18 protein-coding genes and 1 pseudogene are annotated in these 22,375 nt (G+C 37.2%); 5 read left to right on the forward strand and 14 right to left on the reverse strand.

Annotation, left to right across the window (positions count from 1 at the left end; all coding sequences use genetic code 11):
• Positions 1 to 547 precede the first annotated feature (547 nt).
• Genes MKY92_RS25065 through MKY92_RS25085 form a run of 5 tightly spaced genes read left to right on the forward strand, consistent with a single transcriptional unit; the run spans position 548 to position 4,103 of the window.
• Positions 548 to 1,051: a DedA family protein gene (locus tag MKY92_RS25065; RefSeq protein WP_339298030.1), complete on the forward strand. Its 504-nt coding sequence runs from the start codon at positions 548 to 550 to the stop codon at positions 1,049 to 1,051.
• 41 nt (positions 1,052 to 1,092) lie between these two features.
• Complete coding sequence (locus MKY92_RS25070; protein WP_339298031.1) at positions 1,093 to 1,659, forward strand: methyltransferase domain-containing protein; 567 nt, start codon at positions 1,093 to 1,095, stop codon at positions 1,657 to 1,659.
• A gap of 57 nt (positions 1,660 to 1,716) precedes the next feature.
• Complete coding sequence (locus MKY92_RS25075; RefSeq protein ID WP_339298032.1) at positions 1,717 to 2,397, forward strand: response regulator transcription factor; 681 nt, start codon at positions 1,717 to 1,719, stop codon at positions 2,395 to 2,397.
• Between the two features lie 49 nt (positions 2,398 to 2,446).
• Positions 2,447 to 3,490: a HAMP domain-containing sensor histidine kinase gene (locus tag MKY92_RS25080; RefSeq protein WP_339298033.1), complete on the forward strand. Its 1,044-nt coding sequence runs from the start codon at positions 2,447 to 2,449 to the stop codon at positions 3,488 to 3,490.
• A gap of 34 nt (positions 3,491 to 3,524) precedes the next feature.
• A complete protein-coding gene (locus tag MKY92_RS25085) occupies positions 3,525 to 4,103 on the forward strand; it encodes a methyltransferase domain-containing protein (protein WP_339298034.1) in 579 nt (192 codons plus the stop codon).
• 4 nt (positions 4,104 to 4,107) lie between these two features.
• On the opposite strand, the gene MKY92_RS25090 is transcribed toward MKY92_RS25085, so the two are convergent.
• The 14 genes and pseudogenes from MKY92_RS25090 to MKY92_RS25155 form a co-directional block, all read right to left on the reverse strand.
• Entirely contained in the window at positions 4,108 to 4,890 is a 783-nt protein-coding gene (locus MKY92_RS25090) for an SDR family oxidoreductase (protein WP_339298035.1), read from the reverse strand.
• A 90-nt stretch (positions 4,891 to 4,980) separates the two neighbouring features.
• The gene (locus MKY92_RS25095; RefSeq protein ID WP_339298036.1) at positions 4,981 to 5,559 is read right to left on the reverse strand and encodes a TetR/AcrR family transcriptional regulator; all 579 of its coding nucleotides are present in this window, start codon (positions 5,557 to 5,559) and stop codon (positions 4,981 to 4,983) included.
• 61 nt (positions 5,560 to 5,620) lie between these two features.
• Positions 5,621 to 6,619, reverse strand: coding sequence for an NADP-dependent oxidoreductase (locus MKY92_RS25100; protein ID WP_339301907.1), 999 nt, complete (start codon positions 6,617 to 6,619; stop codon positions 5,621 to 5,623).
• Positions 6,620 to 6,910: 291 nt separating this feature from the next.
• Entirely contained in the window at positions 6,911 to 7,969 is a 1,059-nt protein-coding gene (locus MKY92_RS25105) for an alkene reductase (RefSeq protein WP_339298037.1), read from the reverse strand.
• Positions 7,970 to 8,032: 63 nt separating this feature from the next.
• A pseudogene (locus MKY92_RS25110) lies at positions 8,033 to 8,791 on the reverse strand (SDR family NAD(P)-dependent oxidoreductase).
• Positions 8,792 to 9,131: 340 nt separating this feature from the next.
• Positions 9,132 to 9,635 (reverse strand): SMI1/KNR4 family protein, encoded by a 504-nt coding sequence (locus MKY92_RS25115; protein WP_339298038.1) that lies wholly within the window; start codon positions 9,633 to 9,635, stop codon positions 9,132 to 9,134.
• Between the two features lie 741 nt (positions 9,636 to 10,376).
• Positions 10,377 to 12,005 carry an RES domain-containing protein gene (locus tag MKY92_RS25120; protein ID WP_339298039.1) on the reverse strand — a complete coding sequence of 543 codons (1,629 nt, stop codon included), beginning with the start codon at positions 12,003 to 12,005 and terminating at the stop codon, positions 10,377 to 10,379.
• 143 nt (positions 12,006 to 12,148) lie between these two features.
• Complete coding sequence (locus tag MKY92_RS25125; protein WP_339298041.1) at positions 12,149 to 13,273, reverse strand: hypothetical protein; 1,125 nt, start codon at positions 13,271 to 13,273, stop codon at positions 12,149 to 12,151.
• 87 nt (positions 13,274 to 13,360) lie between these two features.
• The gene (locus MKY92_RS25130; protein ID WP_339298042.1) at positions 13,361 to 14,017 is read right to left on the reverse strand and encodes a hypothetical protein; all 657 of its coding nucleotides are present in this window, start codon (positions 14,015 to 14,017) and stop codon (positions 13,361 to 13,363) included.
• Positions 14,018 to 14,141: 124 nt separating this feature from the next.
• Positions 14,142 to 14,933, reverse strand: a complete 792-nt coding sequence (locus tag MKY92_RS25135; RefSeq protein ID WP_339298043.1) for a hypothetical protein — start codon at positions 14,931 to 14,933, stop codon at positions 14,142 to 14,144.
• Positions 14,934 to 15,004: 71 nt separating this feature from the next.
• The gene (locus tag MKY92_RS25140; protein WP_339298044.1) at positions 15,005 to 16,798 is read right to left on the reverse strand and encodes an ATP-dependent helicase; all 1,794 of its coding nucleotides are present in this window, start codon (positions 16,796 to 16,798) and stop codon (positions 15,005 to 15,007) included.
• A complete protein-coding gene (locus tag MKY92_RS25145) occupies positions 16,791 to 18,770 on the reverse strand; it encodes an AAA family ATPase (RefSeq protein WP_339298045.1) in 1,980 nt (659 codons plus the stop codon). The genes MKY92_RS25140 and MKY92_RS25145 overlap by 8 nt, the downstream gene beginning before the upstream one ends.
• A 597-nt stretch (positions 18,771 to 19,367) precedes the next feature.
• On the reverse strand, positions 19,368 to 21,524 hold the full coding sequence (locus MKY92_RS25150; RefSeq protein WP_339298046.1) for a DUF3883 domain-containing protein: 2,157 nt from the start codon (positions 21,522 to 21,524) through the stop codon (positions 19,368 to 19,370).
• 9 nt (positions 21,525 to 21,533) lie between these two features.
• On the reverse strand, positions 21,534 to 22,316 hold the full coding sequence (locus MKY92_RS25155; RefSeq protein WP_339298047.1) for a hypothetical protein: 783 nt from the start codon (positions 22,314 to 22,316) through the stop codon (positions 21,534 to 21,536).
• Positions 22,317 to 22,375 lie beyond the last annotated feature (59 nt).

The raw sequence follows: 22,375 nt of genomic DNA on the forward strand, positions 1-22,375 counted from the left end.
AGCGGATATAGAGAGTAACTTAGCAGGGGTGGTCACTACAGTAATGAAACTTTTCAGCAAATTGTACTCAGAATATTTACTGATTCCACGACCTCTACGTTTGTTGTTTTTGTGGGGATGGATTGTTTTGTTTTTGGTTGCTGGTACCAAATTCAGATGGTTCTACTTCCTACAATAAACTGATTTCATAGAAGTCTGATCCCCTGGGACATCAAAAAAGAGCTGAGTCGTCATTATGACGTCTCGGCTCTTCTTTGATGCTCATCTTTCCGTACAGATAAAGATATTGGTAATTGAATCTGTGCTCGCTTATACGTTCCTTTTTGAGACAAACTTTATTTGATATTCAGAAATTCATAACTTGATCACCGCTCCTGAATAGTTCCACCTGTTCAAGTCTTGCCATTAAGTTGGCAAGGCTTTTTCTCTTTAACGCAGTTGTTTGACTTTGCTTATGTATTCTTTAGATTTTCTTCAGATTTATGCTCATTAATTCCTTAGTTTTTTTCATTAAGATTGCTATATCAACAAGAGAGGAGGCAAAACAATGATCAGCAATACGATCTTAGAGCTACTTCATCAGTATGGTTATCTGATTTTTTATTTTGCCTTCTCATTAGGACCTTTCGGGATTCCAATTCCAAATGAAATCACGATTATCAGCGGTGCCATTTTGAGTCACACAGGAGTTATCAATTCATGGATCACATACTTCTGTATTTTATCAGGGCTATTAACGGCCATTACCTTTGCTTATTTTGCAGGGAAGTTATTTGGACCCAAGATAAAACACAGATTTCAACATCATAAACACTTCGTTAAAGCAGAACTGATTTTGAATAAGAGTGGCAATTGGGCGATGTGCATCGGTTTGTTCATTCCAATCGTGCGATATGTTCTCCCTTTGGTCATTGGACTGAGCGGGGTGCAGTATAGAAAATTTGCTCTTATCTCCTATTCCAGTGCTTTGTTATGGACCTTAACGTATTTTACAGCGGGAATCTACTTCGGTGGTCCCATCCTATCTACGCTTCAATTATTCCATTTCTAACTGGGTCTGATAACATACCATCACATTATGGAGGAACCCCTATGAATTCCAATGAACCTGTACTATTTTTGAAAAGTTTTCTGCAAAGCCCTAAACATGTCGGCAGTATCATACCCAGTTCCCGGTTTCTCGCCAGCAAAATGGTGAAGCAAGCCTCTTGGTTAGAGGCAAAAGCAGTCGCCGAGCTTGGATCGGGTACAGGTCCTATCACTCGCTATATTCATCAACAAGTACAGGATTCCACCAAAGTCCTATTGTTTGAGATGAACGAAACGATGAGGAATACTCTTAAGACGGCATACCCGGAGTTCTCCTGTTATCCAGACGCCGCTCGATTGGTAGAATCTATGAATCAAGAGGGTGTTCTGCAACTGGATTACATTTTTAGCGGGTTACCCTTCTTCAACTTTGAGCCTGAATTAAGAAATACGTTGGTGGATCAGATTCATAAAGCACTTAAACCTGGAGGGTTATTCATCGCCTTTCAATATTCACTTCAAATGAAAAAAACATTATCCGAATACTTTATTATCGAAAAATTAGAATTCGTGCCTTTGAATGTCCCTCCTGCGTTCGTTTATGTCTGTCGCAAAAAGGAAACAATTTAAACATCCTGGGCTATCGTTTACACTGAAGTTATCCTAATTTTTAAGGAGTGTTGAATCATGAGTACCATTCTTGTTGTTGATGATGAACCCGATATCCGTGATGTCATTCATGTCTATTTACGTAACGAAGGATATCAGGTCATTGAAGCAGCCAATGGTGAAGAAGCGCTAACTATTATCAATACAACATCGGTCCAACTCGTCATATTGGATGTCATGATGCCCATTATGGACGGCATCAAAGCCTGCTTTAAAATAAGAGAAGTATCGACCACTCCCATTATTATGTTATCCGCCAAGGAAGAAGACATTGATAAAATTACAGGCCTGACTACCGGGGCCGACGATTACATGGTCAAACCGTTTAACCCGTTAGAATTACTGGCTCGCGTTAAAGCTCAGTTACGACGTCAAACACTGATCGGGAAACCAGAATCCAATTCACTTATTTTGATCAAGGACCTTGTCATTGATACAAGTAAACATTCCGTGAAGCTCAAAGATAATGACATTTCGCTTACACCACTGGAGTTTTCCATTCTAGTGCTGCTTGCCAGCCATCCTGGACAAGTATTTAGCTCCGAGAAAATTTACGAAACCGTATGGAAGGAACCTTACGGGTATTCGGATAATACAGTGATGGTTCATATTCGTAACCTGCGTGAGAAATTGGAAATGAATCCACGGGAACCTCAGTATATTAAAACGGTATGGGGAGTGGGCTATAAAATTGATTAAACGATTACCACATTTTAAAAAAAAGATACAGATTAACATCCTATATCAAATGTTGATCAGTTTATTGATTTCGTTTGTTGGCTCTGTGGGTGTAAATAATATGTTGATCATAGCTGCCGCAAAAATTAGTGAAAGATTTAATTGGCCTTCGCTTCTCTACATTTTCCCTTATGTTCTAACACCAATCTTCATCGTAATTTTCACTTTAATTTTTTTGTTTTCCACACGAAAAATTGTGAGAGATCTCATTACATTAGAGCAAGGGCTTCAATTCATTTCGGAGGGCAATCTGGACTACCGTGTACCCGTCAATCGACAAGATGAACTTGGACGCGTCGCTTCTAACATCAATCACATGACTGAACAATTGCAGCTGCAGATCTTCAAAGAGCGTGAGTTAGAGAAATCCAAGATGGACATGATTACGGGTATCTCACATGACCTGCGCACACCACTTACCAGCATAATCGGGTATATTGAGCTTCTTAGAACAGAATCCTTTCAAGACAAAGCAGAGTATGACCGCTTCATTCAGAACACCTATAACAAAGCAACGCATTTGAAGAAGTTACTCGATGATTTATTTGAATACACACGTCTAACCTCAATAGATACCCAATTGGATTTGAAAAAGGTTGATCTATGTCAGCTATTGGATCAATTGTTGTTTGAATTCGAGCCTCTAGCTCAGGAGAATAAGGTTCGTATTGAGAAAAAACTGGGTGATGCTCCGATTATGGTCTCCCTGGATAGTGATAAGATTGCACGAGCCATCGACAATCTTCTCATGAATGCACTGAAGTATTCCTTTAAACCGGGTACGATTCATGTTCGAATGAGTGTGCGGCATAATCACGTTACCATTGAAGTAGAGAATAAAGGCATGCCCCTAACGATAGAACAAAAGAACAGACTGTTTGATCGCTTTTATAAGGTGGATTATTCGAGGAATAGCGAAGGTATTCAATCAGGATCTGGTCTGGGTCTTTCTATTGCGAGAAACATTGCGGAGTTACATCAGGGGACTCTAACACTAGAACATACGCGTAACGTATTTATATTCCAACTAAGCTTGCCTTCTAACATCCAGTGAAACATCAATAGCATTGATAATGGAGGACACCACGATGAAAACACCCGAACCCTTTCTTTTCCTGCAAGGATTTCTGAGGAATCCCAAACGAGTAGGCAGTGTCCTGCCCAGTTCCAAATTTCTAGCCCATAAAATCGTCCAGTCTGTACGATGGGATGAGGTTAGAACCATTGCTGAGCTGGGGCCAGGAACAGGTGCTGTCACACGTCTCATGAGAGCACATTTACCGAACTCGGCAACCGTGTTTTTATTTGAAAGAGACCCCAAAATGAGAAGTAATCTGAAGAGAACATATCCTGAATTCATGTTCCATTCGAATGCATCCTATCTGTTGAAAAGAATCAATCAAGAACATGTGCAACAGTTGGATAGTATCATTTGCGGACTGCCCTTTTTTAATTTTTCCAGAGAAATGAGACAAAACATCCTGTCACAGATCCATACAGCGCTCCGACCTGGAGGCACATTAGTCTTGTACCAGTACTCACTTCATATGAGGAAACAATTAGCTGAGTTATTTGAGATGGAGAAAATTCAATTTGTGCCTTTCAACTTTCCTCCTGTTTTTGTGTATGTTTGTCGTAAAAGACAAGATGAAGGGCACACTCTATAAATGTTTAATGTCCTGTCTTGTCCTGGGAGGATCTAATCATGCGAGTCATCATCTTACGCGGCAACAACCGCGGCATAAACGCGATGAATCGGTTTCGAACACCAGGCATAATTAACGTCTTGCCACGTAAGAAGCCTCGATATCCTTCTTCCGCTACCTGTCCTGCTTCCATGATCGGGCCCTGCAACATCTTCGAGACACCCATACCCGAACGATCCACAAACCCGGTAGATGTCAGACCTGGACACAGTGCTGTCACCGTAACACCAGTACCGTTTACTTCATTTTCCAAAGCTTCAGTGAACGATAGCACATACGCTTTCGTCGCATAATATACCGACATCATCGGTCCAGGGAAAAAACCTACCAATGAAGCCACATTCATCACTCCGCCTTGCCTACGTTGGATCATATCCGGCAAGAATAGCTTGGTCATGACGGTTAAAGCCTTGATATTCACGTCAATCATATTAACTTCTTGTTCCATATCCGTTTCCATAAACGTCCCGAACAGACCGAAACCTGCATTGTTGACAAGATAGTCAACAACAATGCCCTTTTCCTTCAGCTCATGATAAATCTCCTGTGGTACCCCCGGTGCCGCTACATCTTTGGCAATAACCGTCGCCTGAATGCCATACTTTTTCCGATACTCCTGAGCTAGATCCTGTATTTTACCCTCACTTCGTGCTACCAGCACAATATGATGTCCACCTTTGGCAAACCGATCTGCTAACTCTTTACCAATCCCACCCGAGACCCCTGTGATTAGAACTGTCTTTCTCATGTTGTTGCCTGCCTCTCTTTTCTATAAAATGTGTTTCATCTGCGAACAGCAATATTTGAACGAACGTTCTATAATAGTAAAAAAAATAGACTACCTCCGTATGAGATCCATGGATAGCATCGCTATACGAAGAAGTTTTTCTTTGGTCATCGAAGTCTTGGCCATTCCCCTTAACCCAATGCTTACGTTATGCAGATATTCCGCCAATACCTCGGCGTTGTACTCGGTTGTGAATTCACCTTCCTGCTGTCCCCACACCATAATGTCCTTGATTAGTTTCTCCGTATTGGCAAACATCTCTATCGATCGATTGTTCATATCGTCATCACGTGCCGCCAATTCGACCGTTGAATTAACAATGAAGCAGCCTGATGCTGGAGATTCTTCTCCATGAATCAAAGAAGAAAATATAAACTGAAGTGCTTTCGTTGCCGTTTGAGAATGCTCTACACCTGTTGCAAGGGCGGAGCTCATCTGGTGATCATATAGATCTACTGTCTTCAGGTACAAGGTATGTTTATCGCCAAATGTGTCATACAAGCTTTTACGATGAATTCCCATATGATTGACCAGCTCTGTCATAGACGTCTTCTCATAGCCTTGTTCCCAAAAAAGTCTCATCGCTTTATCCAGTACAACAGACTCTTCGAACTCTTTGCTTCTCGCCATTGGCTTCCCTCCTGTTCAGAAAACGAACATTGAATAACATGAGTATGATCTTAACGAGCCTTTAAAAGGTAACAATGACTTTGCCCTGCGAGTGACCCGTTGATACTTTGATCAATGCCTTTTCAATGTCATCAAACGTATACGTAGAATCGATCGAAGGCTTAATGTCTTCTTTTTCTACAAGAGCTGTGATTTCTTGCAACTGAATCCCACTGGAATGTACAAATAAAAAACGGTATTCAGCTTGAGTCTTACGTGCCATGGAATCCAAGCGTGCACCTACGAGACCAAACAATGCTCTTTTCCACAACGGGAATTGACTGTCCACTGCAAAGCGATAATTGGGTCCTGCCTTCAAAGAGACTAATTTCCCCTGTGGTTTCAAAATGCTCAGTTCAGCTTTGATCTCATCCGCGCCCAAAGTGTCAATTACATAATCGATATCAGACAGAATGTCAGCATAACGCTCAGTCTTATAATTAATGAATTGATCTGCTCCAATGGATAAACTACGCGCTCTGCCCCTCTCACTGCCACTTGTAATAACCGTTAATCCCATAGACTTGGCAATCGGGATGGCCATTGCCCCGAATCCACCCGTTCCGCCAGGAATAAACAGCTTTTTATTCGGTTCAGCTCGGAGTACATCATGCAATGCTTGATACGCGGTCAGGGCAGTAAGGGGTACCGCCGCAGCTTCGATAAAAGATAGATTTCCAGGCATAATGGATAAGGCATCCTCATGTACAGTTGCATATTCAGCAAAAGCACCAATTTTATTCAGAGGCAACCTGGTATAAACCTTATCACCTACTTTAAAATTCCAAACATCATCACCAACGGCTTCAATGACACCCGATAATTCATTCCCTAAAGTTAAAGGTAACGTATAGTCGGCAATCATCCGAACACTGCCATTCATATTCAAGATATCCAGTGGATTTACACCCGCAGCTTTTACTTTGACAAGGACCTCACGGCTATGAATCTGAGGTATCTCAATATTATTGATTTCCACTTGGATTTTTTTGGAGTATTTCTGTATTTGAGCTGCTCTCATCATTTACCCTCTTCCTTTGCTTATAGACTATAAAAGTTGAACTCAAGATTATTTACACTGACACTACGATGACAGAACAACCTTCCAATCGCTGTTATCCCCAGATTTTTTTGATCCCCTTTCTAAAGGGAAAATCCGGTGATAAAGGCGAACGCTTCGCTTTTTCAGGTTCTTTCTGTCCTCTCCGTTAATGTGTAAATGATTAGTTCAATTTATGTGAGAACATGGCGCACAATTCAGTTGTACGCCACGTTACAGCTTGTGCTAGTGTTGCCCCTCTTGCGACTTTAATTATTCCATCGTAGGGTAATCCGTGTAGCCCTTACTTCCCAATCCAAAGAATGTTGTCGGATCTGCTTCGTTCAGTGGCGCACCTTGTTGAAGTCGTTCCACCAAATCTGGATTGGCTAAGGACCATACACCAACCGGTACCAGATCAGCGAGACCACCATCTAGATCTACACTAAGATCATCCAACTTTCTTCCAGCCCGATTGACCAACAATGGATTTTGCCAGATCGAACGAATGTCTTGAAGTAGGTTCTCATCTCCAAGATGCATAACATGAAGGTAAGCCAAATCCAATTGAGCCAATTCTTTTACAAGATAGCGATAGAGTTCAGGGCCTTGTTCGCCATCTTGAATTCCACCCAGCGGTGTCCCTGGTGAGATACGGAAGCCTGTTCGTTCTGGCCCTATTTCCTCCACGATGGCTTTGGTTACTTCCATCGCAAAGCGAGCACGATTTTCTATAGATCCGCCATACTCATCTGTGCGTGTATTCGAATTTTCTCCTAAAAATTGATTGATCAAGTATCCGTTGGCTCCATGAATTTCAACGCCATCTGCCCCTGCTTCGATCGCTGCGGCTACTGCTTTTCGGAAATCGGCGATGGTCGTTTTAATATCCTCCTGACCCAATTCCCGGGGAACGGGGATATCCTGCATCCCTGTAGCCGTAAACATTTCTACACCCGGTGCGATTGCAGATGGAGCAACCGGTTGGCGATGATGCGGGGTATTGTCCGGATGTGACATGCGACCAGCATGCATTAATTGGATGTAAACATATCCGCCAGCTTCATGCACCGCATCCGTTACCTTTTTCCATCCATCAATATGCTTGTCGGTATAAATGCCCGGTGACCATAAGTAACCCTTTCCATCGTCGGAAGGTTGTGTTCCTTCCGTAATCAGAAGTCCCATCGTTGCACGCTGAGCATAATAAAGTGCCGCCAACTCTCCAGGTGTACCATCTTCTTGTGCTCGACTGCGTGTCATAGGTGCCATCGCTAGTCGATGAGGCAATTCCATGTTGCCAATCTTTGTTTTACTCCATATCTTTTCCAATTGGATGTACTCCTCTTCTTATTTGAGATTTTGTAAATGTATCCTCTAGATTCTTCTGCTGTATTAATTCAATTCTGAAATCACCGGGAAGATCGCACCTGTCAGCTGAAAATCATAGTTCTGATCTACAATCCCTACAACCACTTCATTGTGATCATAGAGATCTACCATGAAGCCAGCCATTTCTTTGGCCGTGTGGTACTTAGGCATATTCGCTTTGTAATCAAATCCTTCAGCATCTATTGATTTTTGCACAAATTCTGTTTCCGTAATCGCTGGTGCCAGGATCTTCGCTTTTAGTTTTGCACCTTTCAGTTCCAGTTCTTTGGCAAGACCTTCTGTGAAGGCACTAACGTAGTATTTCGATGCAGAATAAGCAACACTGCCTACAGCAATGGCATATCCAAGTGCGGATGAGACGTTAATCAATTGAGTACCTTCGACATTCGCATAATCTCGCACATACAATGTAGAGAGAATGGTCAAAGATTCAATGTTAACACGCAGCATGGTCTCCACTTTATCCAAATTCTGTTCAGCAATGAACGAGCCTTCTCCAAGCCCGGCATTATTAATCCAAGTCTCAATCTGATATTCTTTCAAATCGTTATATAGCGTTTACGCCTCTGCGGTAACAGACAGGTCGCTTGTGTGAACGATAACATTTACTTTAGGATCGATACCCTGAATAGTCGATTTAAGTTCTTCCAACTTATCCAATCTTCTAGCTACCAAAATCAAATTTTTGCCCCGTGCTGCAAATGCCAATGCTGTTTCATATCCAATTCCTGAACTTGCTCCTGTAATTACGGTGTATTTCATCTTATTCTCTCCCTTATACTCTTTAGATTAGTGTAATTTCAGTTTCGAGAACGATCGTTCTTTATTGTGCAAAAAAAAAGCAGTTAGATCTAACTTGCTGTTAGCATATCATTTCTAGAACGAACAGTAAATAATTATTTTATATTTTATATGTAGAAAATATGCTTAGAACATACTTAAATGAGAAGAGACACGCTATATAAACCATTTTATATCATAAATTAAGAATTCCTATATCGTTTCACTCCTTCAATTTAAGCAGAACTAACTTTTCTTTCATTGGTTAATCTAATGTCAGGCCAATGGCCACAAGTATAAGCATCAACCTTTCCTGGTTACGCTAATCTGAATTCAACATCATCCATGCCAGAAATTCTCCAAACGAATCGGATACCTTTTCAACCTCTTCAAATTCAGGCTCACATCCACGGACAATAGCTCCACTGTCGGTTGTTAAGTCAATGGCATAGAAGGAATATCCATCTTCCACAGACATTACGATCGGCAAGTGATGATCCCACCAGGCCGTTATCTCTGACTGCCAAATAGAATCACCCTCTGCTGCCTCCAAACTAAGCATTTCAAATTCATTCCATTGGAATGCGGTCTCCGTGCTATTGTTGAACTCAGCCTCACAAATAAACCAGGTTTTCTCATCCGGTGCAACGCATTTTTCAACTACATTTAGAAATTCTAAATATTCATCAGGAAGTCCTTTATATCTTGAAGTAATGCTGCTGTTTAAATGTGACTGCGAACCGGATTTACTCGTTATGTCCCAGCCCTTTTCCCCGGCCCAAGCCATAAATTCCCTAAGGTGAGTTTTTTCTTTTCCATTATTCATTTCCAATTTATACACCTGCCTATCAGCTTAAGAAATAGAAACTATATCACCTATTCGGGAAATGAATGGAAAATCCCTGCTGTGGTACTTCAAAGACAAAGACAAAAAGACTGGAAACATGGCCCGAGAAACACGGCAACCAGGTTCCAGCCTTTGGTGGTTGGGGGAAAGTTAATTGGGAAATGGACAGGAATTATTAGTTAGTTAAACATCCTGTAGAAAAATAAAAATAACTGTCCCCAAAACACCAGCCCTCAATCCCTTACCCCACAAGGCTTTACCGCCATTTCCGAGATAAAAATTCGTGTCCCCAAAACGCTGAGAAAAAAGACCTGAAAACTGGAAAGAAACTGGTTCAATTGTGAACGAATACGACTAATAATTCGTGTCCTGAAAGGAAAGAGAAGTACCTGAAAAAAGTGGGAATCGGCATTTAAAACGCCTGGGTAAGAGCCTGGGAAATGCCTGAGTAAAATCTTGAATCAACTGCTTTCAATCCCCAAAAGCCTTGAGTAGCCTGGGTTTCTGCTTGATTACCTATTCGGGATTTGGATGGGAATTCCCTGCTGGGATGCTTTAATGGACGAGAAAAAGACTGGAGAAATGGTTGGGGCAATCGTCAACCAGGCTCCAGTCTTTGGTGGTTTGGGGACAGTTAATTTTAGTTAGGGACGTTAAAAATACAATTAGACAGGAATTTTTTAGTTATTAAAACGTAAGTCAAAGTTTACACTAAACATCTTAGAACTCAGGATCAAATTCGCTTAAATCCACTGGTATAAGTAGATCTTCAAGATTTTTTTTATTCCTATTTAGGCAAGAAAAGCAAGCTAAAGAATTATTTTTATGTAATCCTTCTCGTAGTCCAACAGTAATATTAATAAAATGAAATCCAGAACTAATTGAAATGAACATCATTCTTTTTATCTTATTATTCTCTTCAATTAAGTTGCTAATTGTTTCAATCAAATTAAAATCTGAAATAAGCTCATTATGTTTATAAACATCGTAGTCTTTCGATATAATTTGGTTCAACTTTTCTAACTGGTTATATATCTGATTAATATGAACAAAATCTTCACTTCCATAAGGAAAAAACGATTTGTTAATATCATCAATCGTATCAATATATAACAACTCCTGATAACCATACTTTTCATCACACTCTATATATCTTATCGAATTTAATTTCAACCATTTATTAAAGTAAACTAATTCATAATCATAATTATACGTATAATATTCATATTCGTACGAATCTCGCAAAATATCTGTATTGGGACCACAAAATAAAACATAATTAAAAGTACCTGAAGCAATACTGCTCTCAAATTTAATCCCATCAAAACCTATTTTTCTAATGTATTCAGATAATAATTGCGTTGCTACATATTCTATATTTTTTTCATTCTCATTAATTGGTTTACTAATCTCTACAATGAAATTAGATATGAATTCATTAACCCAATTATCATTATGATTATAGTCTTTTTTAAATATGCTTTTAGTTTTAATTTCTATTTTTTTTGTTAGATCTAATATGTCAAGTTCAAATATCGGTTGTAATTCTCCAATTAGAACATGATCACCTTTGTTGGTACGAATTTCTTTTAATGTGGTTTCTATATGAGTTGCTAAATACGTGTAAGAAATACCAGCAGGACTCATCCTGTTATTTACAGCATATTTAGCAGGTGCTGGTGAAATTTCTCTGTACCAATTTGCATTTTTATCATTCATTTCATATTTTCGAGCTCTGAACAAAATAGTATCTACCTCAAGTTTTCCACCCATTAATTGAAATAAATCACCAAGTTTGTTTAAAAGATCTTCTCTATGTGTGTTTCCTGTTCCAACATCAAAATATCTATTGTAGTATTTACATAAATGCTTAAATTTCCCCCATGATGAATACTCCAATGTCGATTCTACCCCAAATAAATCATTTTTAAAGACAAAACAAGGGTTAAAAATATCACTCATGTGGTCTATACAACCATCTTGAATATCAGACATTGTTAATCCTGTTGAATCAATTAATTCGCTTAGTAATTTACTGGCACTTTCTACATCATGCAAATCTGAAAAAATTGGATTCTCCCAATAAAGAATATCTAATACTGACTCTCCAGCTTCTTGCCCGTTACCACTGATATACGATGAGCTGTCTGAATCCCACATGGCTCCTGTAAATTCTTCTACATGTTCATATGCTCTTTCAAATCCTTCTCGAATGAATAACCCCAATTCCTCAACAGCAATCGTATATACCGATTCACTATCACAAAAATCACAATTTTGAATATCGTTTTTTTCTGCAATTTGTTCAATTATCTCTTCGTCATTAAAGCAGTTAACACAACAATTCATTTTTCCTCAGCACCTTTTTCAAAAAAAGTTTTTCACCTATTACTAAACAATCAACATTACAAAACTCAATTAGCCCCAAATGACACATTTTCTACAATGACTTTCTGCTATACAAATTGAGAACATTTTTATCGTATGAGCATTTACTCAAATTTCATCTCTTCCTTAATCTTAATCTCTGATGCCGATTTATAAGTTCCAGATGCATTTATTGGTTCAAATCTGATATCTTTTTTGTATTCTGCACTAAGCTCTTTTGCAGTTTCAGATAATACCTTTGACTTTTCATACTCTTTATCCGTATAACAAATCAGTACAAAATAGCCGAAATCAACATCTTCCACCAAAAGATAGGTTGGTAACTGATAATTAACACCATCTTTATATCTTTGATGCTTGCCAAGTTTTAATTCAATTAATGCTCTTTTATTTTTTCCAATAGAAAAGTAAAAGTCAACAGATCCTCTTCCAAGATCTACTTCTTGATTTACTAATATGTCTGTATCTTTCAAGCATAACTTAGCAATTATTTGAAACAATCTTTGTACTTTCTTTTCGTTCACACCACCTTCAGAGGTGTTTAGTAACTCAAACCCTTTTTGGTGCTCAACAACATTTTTAAAATACTTCACCATTTCAATTACTGCTTCTTTGAATTCATCTACACTATATTTTTTCACTTCGTCTAATGAATGAGAAGCAAGGTTATCTCTGATTCTCTGATACTCTTCTTTTATATCCTTTGGCATAAGTTCTTCATAGTAGTCTAAATCAATGTTGAAAAAGTTTGTCACTATTTGGGGCTGATTTTTGTAAATCTCAAATAACTCACCTACATCAAGAAAATCAATATCTTCAAATATGATACCAATCAAATCATGAGGTGTCTCAATATCCCTAAGAATTCTCAAGGTATCTTCATCTAATTTTCTTACTATATCATCAGTTAAATACTTGGATACAATCTCACCTACATTGAAGCCATCATCAGATGAATCATAAACGAAATAGAGTATATTAAATAACATATACTCATAAAGTGGGTTTAAATTATGCGAAAACCGATCTCGTATATAACTATGGAGAGTTTTTAGATCTTGCATCGCTGAATGCTCGTCATCTTGCATGTGTTCTGGGAAGACAGTAGCATATATGTCTTCGAATTCAAGATTCCCCCCAATTTCCATAAAATACGAATAGATATCATCAATTAAATTGTTAATAATTTTAATAGACTCTTTGGGGAACTCTTCATCAAAATTTATCATTGTACTTGGTACTCCTTCTTATATAAGCTCTTTTATATTCATTTCAACTCCCTTTTATCTTCAACAGTTCACAGCAAATGAAACTCCCTATTTTTTACCAACAATTGGATTGAAGATAGCCCTCACGTTATTTTCAATCACTTTAACAAGTTCATACAAAGTATCATCCTCAAGTTCGTTTAAAGGTGAATACGAAACCCTAAATTGAATACCATTCTTCAATGCATCTCTATGCCTTAATTTCATCCCGTATGTCTTTTGGAACCGTCCTTCAATATGCTCATTAACTCTACTCTGAACATTTTTGCTTTTACCTATATACAAGGGAATCCAAGCATTTTTGAATTTGTTTTGTTCATCAGATATATAATGATACTCTGCTCTTCGCTTATAAAATGTAGGGCTGTTATCCACTCCATCCCACAGCCTCTTAAGTTGTTCAAACCATTTATGCTTCACTGTGGCTAAAGTTAAACACTCTGTATTCTTCAACCAGTAATCATAATATTCCGAGAAATTAGCTTCAAAAAGGTAAATCCCAACTTCCTCTCTAAATACAGAAAAGAAGTCCGTAGAAGTCACTATATTAGGATTGTCACTCATATTAAAAACATTTATATCTACTTCTTTACTGCGTCTTCTTGTCCTCAAGTCCTCAATCGTCCTATCAGTCAAATATTCCAAAATATGATTTACCGAACTCTGTACTTGTTCTATTTCATTTCTTAACTGTTTGTAATCCATACGACATTCCTTAGCTATAGTGATATTTTATCTGGAGATATTTAATGCTGATGTCAAATAATCAAAATCTTTATAGGTGAATTTCGTAACTGAATAAGTTTATATATTAAGCCACTTATCATCATTATCCACCTTCTTGAATATATGAGTAATCCTCTGGTATTAATTTCAACCATTCATCCCAATCAATTTCAGGGTATATAGCATTTAGATTAAAAGAGTTCTGTTCGAACAGTTCAAGCGTTCTTGGATATTGATTCACGTACAGGTTCCAAGTTGCACTATATTTTGTACGCACTTTAGAATTACTATGATTTCGCATATTCTCAAAAATAAATTTAATATGGAGGGTTTCTGCCATAACATATCTTGTTAATCCTAATTCATCAATTAACCAGCCGTTTGAATATCCTTCATACTCTAATCGGTGAAGATTCTGAGTTACGAATACAAAATTTAGATCATCACTGTAACGCTGTGTCCGAAAAATATTATTTGATGCATTGCAACGATCAGTGATAAACAACCCCGTACATGGTATTTCCTTTTCTATGAGATATGCATCGATAAGTGCAGTTCCATAAAAACAAGGGATTTGATTAATTTCATAGTTAATAAATTGCCCATATGTTATTACTGCTCTGAAGGTAATGTCCCTACCAATAAGTCTATGTTGAAGATCCTGAACAAACTCACATAGGAACATCACTGTATATGCTTTCGTTTGTTCGTCAGGAGTAGAAAAATTGTTGTATATTAATATCGTATCTGAAAAGACAATTGCCTTAAAGCCATCATGTAGATGTACATTGAGACTGGCGATTACCTGATACAAATCTTTAACTCTATTGATATCACTATCAACCAGTTCCTTGAAACCTAAAATGTCTATATATAATAAGTATTTTTCATCCATCTGTTTTCTCCTTTTGATTCAATAGTCAGGTTACAAGGCCTGTGAAATTGTTTGCACGAAGAGAGTAGACACTAAGCCCTAACCAGTCCAGTGGAGTCAGGAACAAATTGTTTGATGTTCATAGTTGCCAGCTTTTTTTTAGCTTCTTTGTTTAATGGTGGACAAGCTATAAACAACAAATCTTTTGCTCTACTAAATGCGACATATAGAATACGAGTATCATCTTCGTTAGAATCAATATCAGGATTAATAAGTTGTTTAACTTCATCAATATCTGAAAGATATAGCAGTACAGATTGAAATTCCATCCCTTTTGCCTTATGAATAGTTCGTATATCTGATGATTTTTCTTCTGGCAAGATAAGATTATCTAAAAGTTTCTTTATGGATGTTGCATCGGAAAACTCTTTAATTTTCCCCCTTGTAATCTTCTTAATTCCATAGTTCTTAGTCTTTAACGTTTGGAATAAACTTTCATAAAAATCATATAAAGAGCCATTATAAAACTCATCCATCCTACCAGCCATAAATTCAAGCAGATCCACTGCCAAACTTCGTTTCATTATAGAGCTAATTTGTTGACTCTCCTGAAAAGGTTCCTTTAAAACCCCATCCTTATCAGTTCTAAATACTTTTATGAGTTCCTTTACTCCTGCCTCTTGTCGGTTATCTTTAACCGATTTATACGCAGTAAATATCCTTTTAATAAACCTTTCCCTATTAGCATCTACTTCATTAAAAATCGACCAAATATCCTCAACCTCAGCATTTCGAAGTCGCTTTACCGTGTCATTATTACGAGTTAATATACAATAATCTCCATCAAGCCCGAACCTACTTCTCAATTCATGAAAGCTTGTTACGCTTATGTCTGTCGTTTCGCTACATTCATAAAAATAAACATCAATCTCACTATCATCCCTTGTAGGCTTTTGTTCCAGCTCATCACCGATTCTAATGCAATTCAGAAAGTCTACAATTTCACTACCGCTTCTCCTATTATTTTCTATTGAATACGTAGTTTGATTTGGAAGAGTAAATGAAATAAAATCCTGACGCGAAGCTCCCTGAAATTCATAAATAGATTGAGCTGAATCTCCGATTACACCAATTACAGAACCAGTATTGCTTAGCTTCTTTATAATCTCTGTCTGGATCGGATTTGTGTCTTGGAATTCATCTATAAATATATACGGATATTTAGAACTTAAATGTTCAAGAAGAACGGGATATTCCTCAAGAATTTTATAAGCGAAATAAAGCACATCCTCGTGATGAATTACACCCTCTTTCCAAAACTGCTTCTTATATAAGAGCAGTTCTTCTGACCGTATACTATACCTTCCGATCTTGCTTAGATAGAATTTTCTTGGTTTCAAGTTAATTTCACCATCTTCAAGCTTCCAATCTAAGTTTTCTAAGCATTTTTTGATCTTTATTTTATCAGTCAAATAGCTTCCATTCTTCGCTTCTTGTTGCCAAACGTATATTTTACCTTTTGTAGCTATGTTATCGTCATGACCATCTAATTCTTCAACATTAACCAACGTATTTCCGTTGTCATCCTTCATTAGATATATATAGGGCTTAACAATATTCGCATAAAGAAAACTATGGATTGTTGATACTTCAACTTTATTCTGATTGGTTCCCAACCGCTTCTGAATCTCTTCTCCTGCTACAGTTGTATATGTAATGCATGCAATTTTTGATGTGGGCGTAAGATTCCTCACATTTTGAAGAACGTTTAGAATGTGCATAACAAGCCAATGTGTTTTTCCCGCACCAGGACCAGCGATAACTTTGAAATGATTCGTTAACTCTAAAATCCTTTCATCGGAAGAGATAACCCTGACCTTATCCATTACGTTCCTCCAATTCGTTTCTATAGCACACCCACTCAAACGCTCCTTTTATATGTGCGGGCACATTAATAACAGTAGACCTATTGTCTTGTATCCTGCTTGCTAATTCGAATGCCAGCTCACCCTTTACGCCTTGAGCATGAATTAAAAAGCTTGAGGCAAGCTTTGCACGCTCCTTTTCCTTCTCAGCCCAGGTACACACGCTCAATTCTTTTACCTCTACGATCTCAACATCATCTGTAAATAAAAGCGTGTTTTCAGAATTATCCCATGCTAAATCGTATTCAAATGTTTTCCCTTTTTCTGATTTATAGAATACCTTAACGTTTGAACTTGCTGTTGTCTGTTCGTTAAGATTTCTTACTGCACCTGATATCGGCTTGTAGTCAAAAATATCAGGACTACTGTCTAAATCAAAAGGCCAACATTTCTTCCAGCTTCTTCGTACTCCATCTTGCTTTTCCTTAACGATTTTTGATGGATCAGAGTCTATAACACAGCTTACTCTCTTTTCCAAAGCATACTCTCTGTTTTCTGATTTAACCCCTGCACCATATAGTTTAATAAAATGTTTAAATGTTAGTGCATCAACCCGAACAAGAGCTACATGGTGCTTGTCCATATCACAATTCACCTTTTGAGCTAAAATCGGGAGCAAAATCAATTCAGCCATCCCTTCCACCAATACGACTGACTTCGCAAACAACATGGCTGATTTAGTTGCATCCAAAAATCTTTCTACATATTTCCTTGATTCCTGATCTTCATTACTTTCTGAAAAAACTTTACTGGGATACTTTGCGAATACAGGCTTCCCACCTTCTTTTTCCAGGCAAATGATCGGTTTCAACCCAACAGCAGAAGTAATCTGCGTGGAATGTGTTGTTATAAAAATTTGCCTACTGAAACTTTGATTATCCATCTCATCCTTCATAAATTTCAAAAAATTGTACTGAAGAGCTGGATGAAGATGTGCTTCTGGTTCCTCAATTAGTAGAATAGGAAATGTCTTTGCATTTTCGCCGTACTCGGGGGAAGTTATCATTTTGAATTTCGATAATATCAATGAAATATAAATGAGATTGTTATAACCCATGCCATTATTAATGATTGGGATCTCGATTCCAGTCTGATCTCTAATGATAAGCCGTAAGGCTGACAATACATCTCCCTCCTGTAAATTCCCATCTAAAGCAGGTACGCCGCCAACAGATGCACCCGTTTTTTCTGCGAATTCTAAGAATTCTTTCTGATTTACCCGTCCAACAATATCATCAACTAATGAACGAGAGAGCTGACCAAATTTATCATTACCAACAGTCACATTTTGACCATCAGTCTTTTCACTATGATCCACAGTATGCATTGCTTTATCTTTAAAATGAATGAGCAGTTGTTTCAGCAGGGTGTTTTTTCCTGTAAACATGTTGCTCTCAACATCACGAAGCGCATCTAATGTCTCACAATGAATTTTATCCAAATATTCAGGCTCAGCACGATTTTTATTAACAATATTCCCACCATAGATTCTTGCAACGTATCGTTTTAGATTTCTTTCTAACAAGAACCAACGTTCTTTTGGTGTAGATAAATTAGCACTTTCCTCAATATATTTTTTTTGATCCTGTTCTGGAAGGAAATATTTAAAGGTTAGCTCTGCCTCCCACGGCGTTTCCAATTTCGTAAGCCAGCTTGCAACTATAGCCTTATCATCCATAGTATCTGTATTGGAGGATTTAAGCGTTGCGGTAATTGTTATTTCTGGTGGGGTTGATACATCAAGGCTTTTATTAAAATCGTCTATGGTAGGCGCTTTGGCGCTTCCTCTTTTAAAAAGAAACTCCAATGCTTTGATTACTGTAGTTTTCCCTGCATTATTACCGCCGATTAATACATTTAATCCTTCGTTAAATTCAACAGTAAAGTCTTGAAAACACCTAAAGTTTTGGATCGTTAGCTTAGAAATATACAAATAACCCTTCCTCCTTGGCCTCTCATTTCACCTGCTATAGGAAGTGAGAATACTATACTTCACTAAAACTCTAAATTAAGCCATACACAGTCTGTTCGCATTAGAATGATTTATTCCATTCATCTTAAAATCCAATCAATACCCAAAAGATTCAAAAAGCTCCACCATTCTTATTGATTCGACAAATGGTACAAATGTCCTCCAAAAAGATAAGTATAATGCACTTAAAACTTCCGAAAACGTTCCTTTTCGGAATAAATAAGGTTCTTGTTCTCGCTATAGAGTGAAGAGGATATTTAATTATAGGTCGGAGAAACACAAAAAATCCGATCGATAATCAGGAGAGGATACCTGAACTTCGTCGGCTTGGTGAAAAACTTATTTTGCTGGTGGGTGGACTATAATTGTAATTTATATAGCAATGGTTTCTTTGACACGCTAAGCTTCAGATGCCAACTTCGTACGTCTGATGGGATGTTCAAGGGTTAGGCTTGGCAAGTTTGATTGCTCTTCCCTTTCCTCATGCCTGTCCCCTCACTCAGCTCGGCTGTTTGAACGGGATTGTTTTTATTGTTTGAAAATTTCAATTGCGATAAATTAAAACTTATATGTTTTCTTCCGTCCCGAATATTCATCAGCTATCCACTCCCATTGAGTTACACGTTTTGCTAATTCTAACGTGTTGATGGGGTTAGCAATGTAACAAACCTCTAATTCTTCTTCAGTCTGCTTTACAATCGCAATCACATATTGATCAGTTAATTGATTTGCAGTAGAGTATTCGTTATTTGTTATAGAGAATGCTTCTCCCATTCTTTTCACGCTTTTCACTTCAACACATAGCGTTCCATTCTTTGTGTGGACCTCAAGGTCATATCCCAAATTACTTTTGCTTACATCTACAACTCTCAAAACACCTTCATCATTTTCCAGACAAGTCGCCAAGTTTTTCTCCACACTTCGCCACTTCGAAACAGAAGCTCTATAGTGCTTTATCTCACCAATTGCAGTAAAGTCAATATCATCATGTAAACTTGAACTCGTTTTATTATTGTTTTGGTCCAACGTAGTGAAGAATCCCTGATGCTTTTTGATATCTATCTCTCGGTTCATACTTTTTAATTCAAAATTCTTCTTCTCTTTTTGACTCCCAAATCGATTACTATCAATTGGAAAGTCCAATTGTTTAAAAAACCATTTTAGATCGTTATTATCTATTAACTTAATTTCCAATAATTTTATGAATTCATCATCGAATTCAGCTTGGATTTTTGCTTTTTCCAAAGGAGCAAAGCCATATGCAAACTTTATCAGGTTCGCTTTCTTAACAAGCTTGATCTTATTTATATCTAAATTAAACCTGTACTGCTCTACACATTTTGCGAGTGTCTCAACACCCCCTGTTACAGAAGGAACATACGAACTAAGTTGAGTTAATATATCTTCTATTGTTAATTCTCTTATTTTCAAAGACTTAGAAAATTGTAATAAACAAGGGTATTGACCTTCGAGTGCTTTACTTATAGGTATATTATCTGATTTACTACACAAAGCTTCAAAATCATTATTATTTAACCAGTCTGGGTTAACACGCAGTTTCCTCATTCCATAAATGCCACCTTTGTAATGAAACCAAGGCTTATCCGTAAAAGCTTTTTTTAACTCTTCCAAAAATCTATCTTTATATTTATTAGAACTCATATTTAATGCTATTTCATGTTTGAAATATGATAATAATTCAAATAATCCTTTAACATTATCTGACTCTTGTGAGGAGGACAATACTTCTTTAGTTAGTTCTAAAATAATACTGACGCATATATCTGTTGCTAATCTGGAAGCCTTATCTAAAGTAATCTTGGTTCTTGAGGGGTCTGTCGAGAAATCACCATTTATTTTTATCGGTAATCCTACATACTCCTTTGTTGGCATAAAGGCATGAACCACAGCACGATCCTGTTCTAAGGCAATTAGATGTCCTGTTTCGTTCGTTAAAAAAGCCACTGCATTTGATTTTTTGTCCGTTTCATGAACCACTAACCAGTTTTCAATAGTATTATTCATGAAAATTTGCACACTCTGTTTATTGGCTCTCCATTTTCGATTAGAGGTTATACTTACATACTGATCCAATTCGAATATTACTTCATTAATGTTATTCAAAAAGATTAATGCACTCGAATCAAAGTTATTAATTTCAATATCTAAGACATTAGAGTATAAACTTTCAAAAACAAAAACCGTTTTATAGCCAGACGAAATGAGCCTTTCTGTAACAGCTCCGATACCTGGATCAATTGGATTGAAATTATGAGGAATACGCACTAACGGAACTTCAATACTGCTATCGATTAAACCTGAAGTCAGTTCTTTAGAAAAAGTCATCTCTATCTCATTGCTAAGTACATGGACTCGATTGGCAAGATTAACAACTGACTTAAATCCAATTCCACGATACCCGATTGTGTTACCATCTCGCCTTTTTGATGATGATCCACTTCTACATATTGCTTTTGCATCAGTTGTATTAAACGGTCGACCGTCGTTAGCTACAATGACAAAATCATTTATTTGGTTGATGTAATACTTTTTCGCACCCGCATCATCTGCATTTTGAAGAAGTTCAATAATGGAACGCTCCTGATAGCTTTCAGCTATATATTTCTCCATGTTAGCTAAATCAGAAAATAAAATCGGTGAATTATGGGCTTCTTTCAAAAAATCTTTCTGAATCTCCTTAATAAATGAATTCATAATAGCTCCTTAATGTTTCTTCGGAAACAATCTAAGTTTATCAGCTTTTAATGCAATGTCATTTTCATAAATCACCAATTGAAAAACATCAAATCCAAAGAAATCATTACTATAGATTGTTTTGGTTGCTGTTTCTATTACGTTGCCATCAACATCATAAACTATAAGAGTTAGATTTATATTCTCATTTATAGTTGAAGCATTGGATGCAAAAACTTCACCTAATACTGTGATATTATAATCAGTATCCACTTTTACAGATAAATTGTCGAAGTAAATACCCAATCTCTCTTCCAATGGTTCTAATCGTTGTAAATTTTTCCTCAGTTTTGTTTGCACCTGAGATGGGGTAAATGATTTCTCTACTTCACTTGAATCAATCTCCGATGCAACCCACTGTACTGAAGTTTGATTCTTCTTTTTAGCAGTGAATCTCATTTCGTAATGTATTCCTAATTGTTCATCGGCTACTTCGATGAACAATGAGTCTCCTGATTTAATCGCACTTAATTGGGGCTTCGTAAAGATCAGACCAGCGAGCTTAAACGAGTCAGCTTTAATAGAACCCTCTCTGGAAAGTAATTTGTTTAAAAAACTATCAAATTCAATTTGTTCTTTATCTTCTTTTACATAGCTTATAGATTTAAAACTGACTTTTTTCGTTTTTTTTCCGTGATTATGGATTTTCAAATGGAATACAAAACCTGATTCTCCACTTGTAAAGGAAGTCTCCTGTGTCTCATTAATTTCAAAGCTTATTTCTTCAAGCTTAAAGATAGTTGCGCCAGACAAATATATCTCCTCCATCATTGCTTTACTGGTTTACTTCTATATGTAATTCAACTTATTCA

Origin of the sequence: Paenibacillus sp. FSL R5-0623, from assembly GCF_037974265.1 — a bacterium.
GTDB lineage: Bacteria > Bacillota > Bacilli > Paenibacillales > Paenibacillaceae > Paenibacillus.